This window comes from Georgenia sp. (genome assembly GCF_054605595.1).
The window spans coordinates 2,671-10,088 of record NZ_JBTSDU010000116.1; the positions used below are offsets into that span (position 1 = coordinate 2,671).

General features: G+C 72.1%; 7 protein-coding genes and 1 pseudogene. 3 read left to right on the plus strand and 5 right to left on the minus strand.

What is annotated here, in order from left to right; all coding sequences use genetic code 11:
• Positions 1-65 precede the first annotated feature (65 nt).
• Positions 66-806: an SDR family oxidoreductase gene (locus ACYC1Z_RS12120; RefSeq protein WP_461409785.1), complete on the minus strand. Its 741-nt coding sequence runs from the start codon at positions 804-806 to the stop codon at positions 66-68.
• A 499-nt stretch (positions 807-1,305) separates the two neighbouring features.
• Here ACYC1Z_RS12120 and ACYC1Z_RS12125 point away from each other — a divergent pair, with 499 nt between their 5' ends.
• From ACYC1Z_RS12125 to ACYC1Z_RS12135, 3 genes are all read left to right on the plus strand, one after another.
• Positions 1,306-1,617 carry a hypothetical protein gene (locus ACYC1Z_RS12125; RefSeq protein WP_461409786.1) on the plus strand — a complete coding sequence of 104 codons (312 nt, stop codon included), beginning with the start codon at positions 1,306-1,308 and terminating at the stop codon, positions 1,615-1,617.
• Between the two features lie 15 nt (positions 1,618-1,632).
• Positions 1,633-1,770 (plus strand): hypothetical protein, encoded by a 138-nt coding sequence (locus ACYC1Z_RS12130; RefSeq protein ID WP_461409787.1) that lies wholly within the window; start codon positions 1,633-1,635, stop codon positions 1,768-1,770.
• A gap of 120 nt (positions 1,771-1,890) precedes the next feature.
• A complete protein-coding gene (locus ACYC1Z_RS12135; RefSeq protein WP_461409788.1) occupies positions 1,891-3,654 on the plus strand; it encodes a DUF429 domain-containing protein in 1,764 nt (587 codons plus the stop codon).
• 21 nt (positions 3,655-3,675) lie between these two features.
• Here the strand turns inward: ACYC1Z_RS12135 and ACYC1Z_RS12140 are convergent, their stop codons facing one another.
• From ACYC1Z_RS12140 to ACYC1Z_RS12155, 4 genes and pseudogenes are all read right to left on the minus strand, one after another.
• Positions 3,676-4,821: a cystathionine gamma-synthase gene (locus ACYC1Z_RS12140; protein ID WP_461409789.1), complete on the minus strand. Its 1,146-nt coding sequence runs from the start codon at positions 4,819-4,821 to the stop codon at positions 3,676-3,678.
• A gap of 9 nt (positions 4,822-4,830) precedes the next feature.
• Positions 4,831-6,195: a cystathionine beta-synthase gene (locus tag ACYC1Z_RS12145; RefSeq protein ID WP_461409790.1), complete on the minus strand. Its 1,365-nt coding sequence runs from the start codon at positions 6,193-6,195 to the stop codon at positions 4,831-4,833.
• 128 nt (positions 6,196-6,323) lie between these two features.
• Positions 6,324-7,037: an ABC transporter permease subunit gene (locus tag ACYC1Z_RS12150; protein ID WP_461409791.1), complete on the minus strand. Its 714-nt coding sequence runs from the start codon at positions 7,035-7,037 to the stop codon at positions 6,324-6,326.
• Positions 7,038-7,188: 151 nt separating this feature from the next.
• Positions 7,189-7,418: pseudogene (locus ACYC1Z_RS12155) on the minus strand (ABC transporter ATP-binding protein); the annotation flags it as partial.

Here is a 7,418-nt window from a genome sequence, read left to right on the forward strand (position 1 = left end):
GGGGGGTCCCCACGCCGGGACCGGGCACCGTGGCGCGGCCCGTCCGGCTGCTGCGACCGGGCCGGTCAGCTGACCGGTGCGATCGAGCCGAGCACCGCGCCACCGTCGACGGCGAGCTCGGAACCGGTCATGAACGAGGACTCATCCCCGGCCAGGAACAACACCGCCGCGGTCACCTCCTCGGGGCGCCCGTAGCGCGGGATGCGCTGCGTCTCGACCAGGCTCGACCCCAGTCCGGCCGTCATGGGTGTGGCGATCGGGCCCGGGTGGATCGAGTTGACCCGGATCGTCGGGCCCAGATCAAGCGCGGAGGCCTTGGTGAGGCCTCGCACGCCCCACTTCGACGCGACGTATGGAGCGATGCCCGCATAGCCCATGAGCCCCGCCGTCGAGCTGATGTTGACGATCGTGCCGCCCCCGGCCGCCTTCATCCCCGGCGCCACGGCATGCGTGCCGAGGAAGACGCCGCGAAGGTTGACCGCGATCGTCCTGTCGAAATCGCCGACGGAGACCTCATCGACCGCGCCGAAGACGACGATCCCGGCGTTGTTGACGAGGATCGTGACGGTGCCGAACACCTCGCCCGCCTTCGCGAGCGCGGCGTCCCACGACGAAGGGTCCGTGACGTCGAGGTGGACGAACACCGTGGAGTCGCCCAGCTCCTCGGCAAGGGCCTCGCCCTCGTTGTCGAGCACATCCCCGATGGCGACCCGTGCGCCTTCTGCGACGAGTCCCCGTACATGAGACTCGCCCATACCCCTCGCGCCTCCGCTGACCAGCGCGACCTTGCCGTCGAACCTGCCCATGACGTGCTCCCCACGACCGGCCCGAGCAGCCGGTCACTCTCGGTCGCCTGAGCCCGCAGGTCGCCGGCCAGTGCGGCCTCCTCCTCCGGGAGGGATGTTTCGACGGTACGTGCGCGCGGCCAACGCGGGCCCGGGACGTAAGGCCCGCGTTCGACGTCGACGGCTCGGCTGCTGGGCAAGATGCGAGTCGGCGCGGGTACACGCACATTCAGGAGATCCGCTCTCGCGGTTTCCTTGCTGGTTCGCTTTCGACCGTTGAAACGCCGGCGAGCCGATGTGGGCACCCACCACCACACTGACGCCATGGACCTGCACGAGGCACGCACCCTGAAGCAGCACCTCGCCGCGTAGGTGCACGAAATCCTCGCCGACCGGCCGCGGGCCGCTGCCGCCGGCAGGGCGACCGGCGTCGCGCTCGGGCTGGCTCTCCGCGGCGACGGCGGGCGTCCTGAGCGCCCTGGGGGCACGCTCGCATAGGCCGGACTTCGGAGGTGGGGTCGTGAGCGACCTGGCACACGCCCGCGCCGCGAACGACCACCTACGCGCCCAGCTGGCCGGCTGCGAGGGCGTCGTCGGGCTGGGGATCGCCCGGGTGAAGAGTGGCTGCTGCCTGAAGGTGAACGTCTCCGCCCGGGAGGTGGTGGACCAGGTGCCCTCCTCCGTGGACGGGGTCGAGGTCCACGTCTCCCTCGTCGGCCCGATCACGTCGCAGGTCCGACGGCAACCGGCGCTCCGCACAGGAAGTGAGTCGCTCCGGCCCGCTGTCGGTCGTCGGGGTGACCATGGACGGGTCGGCGACGACCGACCGTGAGCGAATGGAGCGGGCATGGCAGTCATCACGACCGAGGTCGATACCGAAGGCGTCGAGGGCCCGCGGGTGTGGTGCACGGAGACCCGGATGTCAACACGGCTGATCGGCGGGTTCTGCGAGTGCTGCGGCGCCCGCGACCACGACTGGCGCTGACCGTCGGAGCCCGGGAACTCAGCGGCACGAACCGCCCGCCCGCGGCGGCGGCACCGCACTCTCGGGGTCCGTGACGTGGCCACGTCGTCGCAGGTCGGCCCGACACGGCAGAGTAGGCCCATGTACTTCGTCGGCATCGACCTCGCCTGGGGCGAGCGCAACCCCAGCGGTGTGGCCGTCCTCGACAGCGACGGACGGCTGGTCCACGTCTCCGCCCAGAGCACGGACGAGACGATCGTGGCTGCACTCGAGCCCTTCCGCGACGAACCCGCCCTGGTGGCGATCGACGCGCCGCTGGTGGTGACCAACGCGACCGGGAACCGCCCCTGCGAGGCGGCACTCAACCGGGACTTCGGCCGCTTCGACGCCGGCGCGCATCCCGCCAACACCGGGAAACCGGAGTTCGCGGGCGCCCCGCGCGGCGCCCGGGTGGCCAAGGCGCTGGGCCTGGACATCAACCCCGCCTCGGGACGGCCCCGCCGCGCCATCGAGGTCTACCCGCACCCGGCGACCGTGGCGCTGTTCGGGTTGGGCCGGACGTTGAAATACAAGCAGCGCCCCGGCCGCTCGTTCGACGAGCTGCACTCGGCGCTGCTGACGCTGATCGACCACATCCAGAGCCTGGCCGACGCCGAGACACCGATGGTCGTGACGGACCTCCCGGCCTGGCGCGACCTCACCGCCGCCGTGCGCGACGCGACGCGCAAGAGCGAGCTGCGGCACGCGGAGGACCAGGTCGACGCCGTGCTGTGCGCGTACGTCGCCCGCTTCGCCGCCGCCCACCCGGACCGCACCACCACCTACGGGGATCTGGAGACCGGGTACATCGTCACGCCGACCCTGCCGGCCGGCCTGGAGCCCAGCACCCGCACCGACGCCGTGCCCGACGCCGTCAAGCAGGCGGTGCAGGCCTACGCGGTCGGGTTCGAGCAGCTGCAGGGAGTCACCGACCGCTACGTCGCGCTCGTCACCGAGCTCCTCGACGAGGCCGGCATCAACTACCTCACCGTTGCCGGGCGCACGAAGTCGGTCGCCTCCTTCGCCGGCAAGGCCGCCCGCACGGTCGACGGCGCGCCGGTGTACACCGACCCGCTCAACGAGATCACCGACCAGGTCGGCGTCCGGGTGGTGACCTACGTGCTCGAGGACGTCCAGGCGGTGGTCGAGCTGCTCGCCGACCAGCTCAACCTCCTCGCCGACCGGGACATGGGCCTGGAGACCGCGCGAGCCGGCCGCTTCGGCTACGCCAGCCGACACGTGCTCGTCACGCTCGCCGACGCCGGCCCGGCGGTCGCCGAGCTGGTGGGCCGGACCGCCTCGGTGCAGATTCGCACCGTGCTCCAGCACGCATGGGCGGAGTTCGAGCACGACATCCGCTACAAGGGCACCGTGCCCGACGCCGACGCACCGGACCTCGATCGGCGCTTCGCCCTGGCGGCGGGCCTGATCGAGCTGGCCGACCGCGAGTTCTCCGCGATCCAGGACCGGATGCAGAACGGGATGAGCGACGCCGAGCACGACGAGGAGGCGGAGGACCCGCGCATCGGGGCCCAGGAGCTCGCGGCGTTCCTGGCCGGCCGGTTCCCCGGGGCCGGCTGGTCCCGCACCGACCACTACGAGTGGGTCTCCGGCCTGCTGCTCGAGCTGGGCGTGACGTCCCTGACCGAGCTGGGCGACGCGCTGCGCCCGGTCGACAGCGCGGCGATCAGCACCCGGATGGGCTACCGGTACCCGCCTGGTGCGGTCCGACGTCTCGATGACGCGCTGCTGTCGATCTTCGGCGAGCGGTACGTGGGCCTGCACAGCAATGCGCGGCGCGCCGCCGCGCTGCGCACCCGGCTGGAGAAGCTGCAGCCCGGACGGCCCGTCCCGGCGTCGGGCTGAGCGGTTCCCTCGGCGGCGGTCTCAGAGGCGGCCGAACGCCTCGTCGAGGTCGGCGATCAGGTCGGCGATGTCCTCCAGGCCCACGGACAGGCGCACCACGTTCTCCGGGACGGCGAGCGCCGTACCCCGCACCGAGGCGTGCGTCATCGCATCGGGGTAGCCGATGAGCGACTCGACCCCACCGAGCGACTCGGCGAGCTGGAACAGGTGCGTGCCCTCGGCCAGGGCGCGGGCCGCCGGGGCGCCGCCCGTGAGCGCGAGGGAGATCATGCCGCCGAAACCGGACATCTGCCGGGCGGCGACGTCGTGGCCCGGGTGCTCCGGCAGGCCCGGGTAGTAGACCCGCTCGACGGCCGGGTGGCCCACGAGGTGCTCCGCGATCGCCTGGGCGTTGGCGCAGTGGCGCTGCATGCGCACCGCGAGCGTCTTGATCCCGCGCACCGTGAGCCAGGCGTCCATCGGGGCGGAAACGGCGCCGACGGCGAACTGGAGGAAGCCGACCTTCTCGGCCAGCTCGTCGTCGTCCAGCACGACGACGCCGCCCAGGACGTCGGAGTGTCCGCCGATGTACTTCGTCGTGGAGTGCACGACGACGTCGGCCCCCAGCGCGAGCGGGTTCTGCAGCGCCGGGGAGGCGAACGTGTTGTCGACGACGACGCGCAGCCCGGCGCCGTGTCCCACCTCGGCGAGCGCGGCGATGTCGGTGATCTTCATGAGCGGGTTGCTCGGCGTCTCGACCCACAGCGCCTTCGTGGCACCGGGCCGGACGGCGGCGCGCACCGCGTCGGCATCGGCGACGTCGGTCGCGGTGATCTCCACGCCCCAGGCGCCCAGCACGCGGGAGAGCAGCCGGTAGGTGCCGCCGTAGACGTCGTTGCCGAGGACCACGTGGTCGCCCGGCCGCAACATCGCCCGCAGCACGGTGTCCTCGGCGGCGAGGCCGGAGGCGAAGGAGAAGGCGTGCGCGCCACCCTCGAGGGAGGCGAGCAGCGTCTGCAGCGACGTGCGGGTGGGGTTGGCGCTGCGGTTGTACTCGTAGCCGCCACGCAGGCCGCCGATGCCGTCCTGGACGAACGTGGACGTCTGGTAGATCGGCGGGATCACCGCACCGGTGGTGGGGTCGAACTCCTGGCCTGCGTGGATGGCCCGGGTGTCGAAGCCTGTCATGGTCTCTCCTCAGGCGCCGGCGAAGGCCAGCAGGTCGTGGCGGGTGAGCATGCCGATCGGTTTCCCGGCGTCGGCGACGAGCAGGGCATCCGTGCCGGCGAGGGCGGCGTGGGCCGCCGGCACCGACTCGTTGACGCCGATGAGTGGCAGCGGCGGGCCGACGACGGTCGTGACCGGGTCGTCGAGGTGGGCGGCCCCGGTGAGGACCCGGTCCACCAGGTCCCGCTCGCGCACCGCGCCGGCGACCTCCCCCAGCACCACGGGCGGTTCGGCCGTCAGGACGGGCAGCGCAGCGGCGCCGTGCGCGGTGAAGGCCGCGACGGCGTGCCGGACGGTGTCCTCGGGGCGGATGTGCACGAGTTCGGGCAGGTCGCCGGTGCGGGCCCGCAGCACGTCACCCACGGTGGGTTCGCCGTCGCCGGGGTGGAAGCCGTGGGCGCGCATCCACGTCTCGTTGAAGATCTTGCCGAGGTAGCCGCGGCCGCCGTCGGGCAGCAGGACGACGATGACGTCGTCGGCGGTGAGGTTCTCGGCGGCGCGCAGGGCGGCGACGACGGCCATGCCGCTGGACCCGCCCACGAGGATGCCCTCCTCCTCGGCGAGACGGCGCGTCATGGCGAAGGAGTCGGCGTCGGAGACGGCGATGACGTCGTCGACCACGGACCGGTCGTAGGCGCCGGGCCAGAAGTCCTCACCGACCCCCTCGACGAGGTAGGGCCGGCTCGTTCCGCCGGAGTAGATCGAGCCCTCCGGGTCCGCGCCGATGACGCGCACGGCACCGTCGGAGATCTCCTTGAGGTAGCGGCCGGTGCCGGAGATCGTGCCCCCGGTGCCGACGCCGGCGACGAAGTGGGTGATGAGCCCCTCGGTGTCGCGCCAGATCTCGGGCCCGGTGGACTCGTAGTGGCTGAGCGGGCCGTTGAGGTTCTCGTACTGGTTCGGCTTGAAGGCGCCGGGGATCTCCTGCGCCAACCGGTCGGACACGCCGTAGTAGGACTCGGGGCTGTCCGGGGCGACGGCCGTCGGGGTGACGACGACCTCGGCACCGTAGGCGCGCAGCACGCTGCGCTTGTCCTCGCCGACCTTGTCCGGGACGACGAACACGCACCGGTAGCCGCGCTGCTGGGCGATGAGCGCGAGGCCGACGCCGGTGTTGCCCGACGTCGGCTCGACGATCGTGCCACCGGGCTTGAGCTTGCCCTCGGCCTCGGCGGCGTCGATGATCCGCTTCGCGATGCGGTCCTTGCTGGAGCCGCCGGGGTTGAGGTACTCGAGCTTGACGAGCACCGTGGCCCGTACGTCACCGATGACGCGGTTGAGCTTCACCAGTGGGGTGTTGCCGACGAGGTCGACGATGGTCTGGGCGTACTTCATGGGGACGCATCCTTTGGGAGCGCGCGGCCGGTGCGGGCTTCGGCTGGGCTGAGCGGCCAGGCTCAGCGACGACACGGACGGGCCGAAGACATGGGGCGACTCTAGCCGACGCCGCACCGGTGGCGCCGTCAGGCGTCGCGACTCCGGAGCAGGTACGCCCCGCCGGTCAGGGCGGCCACGGCGTAGGCGCCGACGACGGCGACACCCTGCCACGCCGTCAGGTCCGGGTTCGCCCCGAACGTGCCGCTGACGCCCAGGAAGGACATGGCCGCGGGGAGCGGCGCATAGGTGAGCACGTCCTGGACCCAGTCGATGTTGATGAACTGCAGGATCATCGGGACGAGCAGGAGCAGGCCGAGGACCGCGGTGATCGTGCCGGCCGTGTGGCGGAGCACCGCGCCGAGGCCGAGGGCCATGAGGGCCGCGGCGATGAAGAAGAACGTCATGCCGCCGAAGACTTGCCACGTCACCGAGTCGTCCAGGGCGGGCACGAGGTCGTGGTCGGAGAGGAACGGTCGCGAGACCGCGAACGAGACGGCCAGGCTGACCGCGCTCACCACGATCGTCAGAACCGTCAGGGCGAGGGCCTTGGCGGCGAGGACCGGGAGCCGGGTGGGCACCGCGGCGAACGTGGAGCGCACCATGCCGGTGGAGTACTCCCCGGTCATGAGGAGCACGCCGAGGACGGCGACCGTGACCATGCCGAGCCGGTAGCCGCCGGCGACGATCTCGGCGCCGTGCGGCGTCGGCATACCCATGGTCACCGCGTCCCCGACCAAGAAGTCGAGCGAGGACGCCTGGGCGAGGGAGAGGAGCGCCATGACGACGACGGTGACGGCCATGGTCCACCACGTCGAGCGCAGCGAGAGCAGCTTGATCCACTCCCACGCATCACCCCACCGAACGTGCGGCGGGCGTCGACGCGGCTCGTGGGGCCGGCCGCGCGGCGAGCACTCGCCGCGCGGTCCGGGGACTGGGACAGGATGGTGGTGCTCATCGCACGGCCTCCAGGGCCTCGTGGGCGGTCTCGGAGCGGTACTCGACCGCGTCCTGGGTCAGGGACATGTAGGCCTCCTCCAGGCTGGCGCGTTGCGGCGTCAGCTCGTGCAGGACGATGCCGTGGGCGGCAGCGGTCTGACCGACCTGCTCGGCGGTGACGCCGTGCAGCTGGAGCACACCGGTCGCCGGCGTGGTGAAGGTCGCGCCGGCCGGCCCGAGGAGGG

Bases quoted from the DNA above. Each gene is read 5' to 3' on its own strand.
- ACYC1Z_RS12140 (WP_461409789.1), bottom strand. From the start codon at position 4,821: ATGACAGGCTTCGACACCCGGGCCATCCACGCAGGCCAGGAGTTCGAC.
- ACYC1Z_RS12150 (WP_461409791.1), bottom strand. From the start codon at position 7,037: ATGGCCGTCACCGTCGTCGTCATGGCGCTCCTCTCCCTCGCCCAGGCG.
- ACYC1Z_RS12130 (WP_461409787.1), top strand. From the start codon at position 1,633: ATGGCAGTCATCACGACCGAGGTCGATACCGAAGGCGTCGAGGGCCCG.
- ACYC1Z_RS12135 (WP_461409788.1), top strand. From the start codon at position 1,891: ATGTACTTCGTCGGCATCGACCTCGCCTGGGGCGAGCGCAACCCCAGC.
- ACYC1Z_RS12145 (WP_461409790.1), bottom strand. From the start codon at position 6,195: ATGAAGTACGCCCAGACCATCGTCGACCTCGTCGGCAACACCCCACTG.
- ACYC1Z_RS12120 (WP_461409785.1), bottom strand. From the start codon at position 806: ATGGGCAGGTTCGACGGCAAGGTCGCGCTGGTCAGCGGAGGCGCGAGG.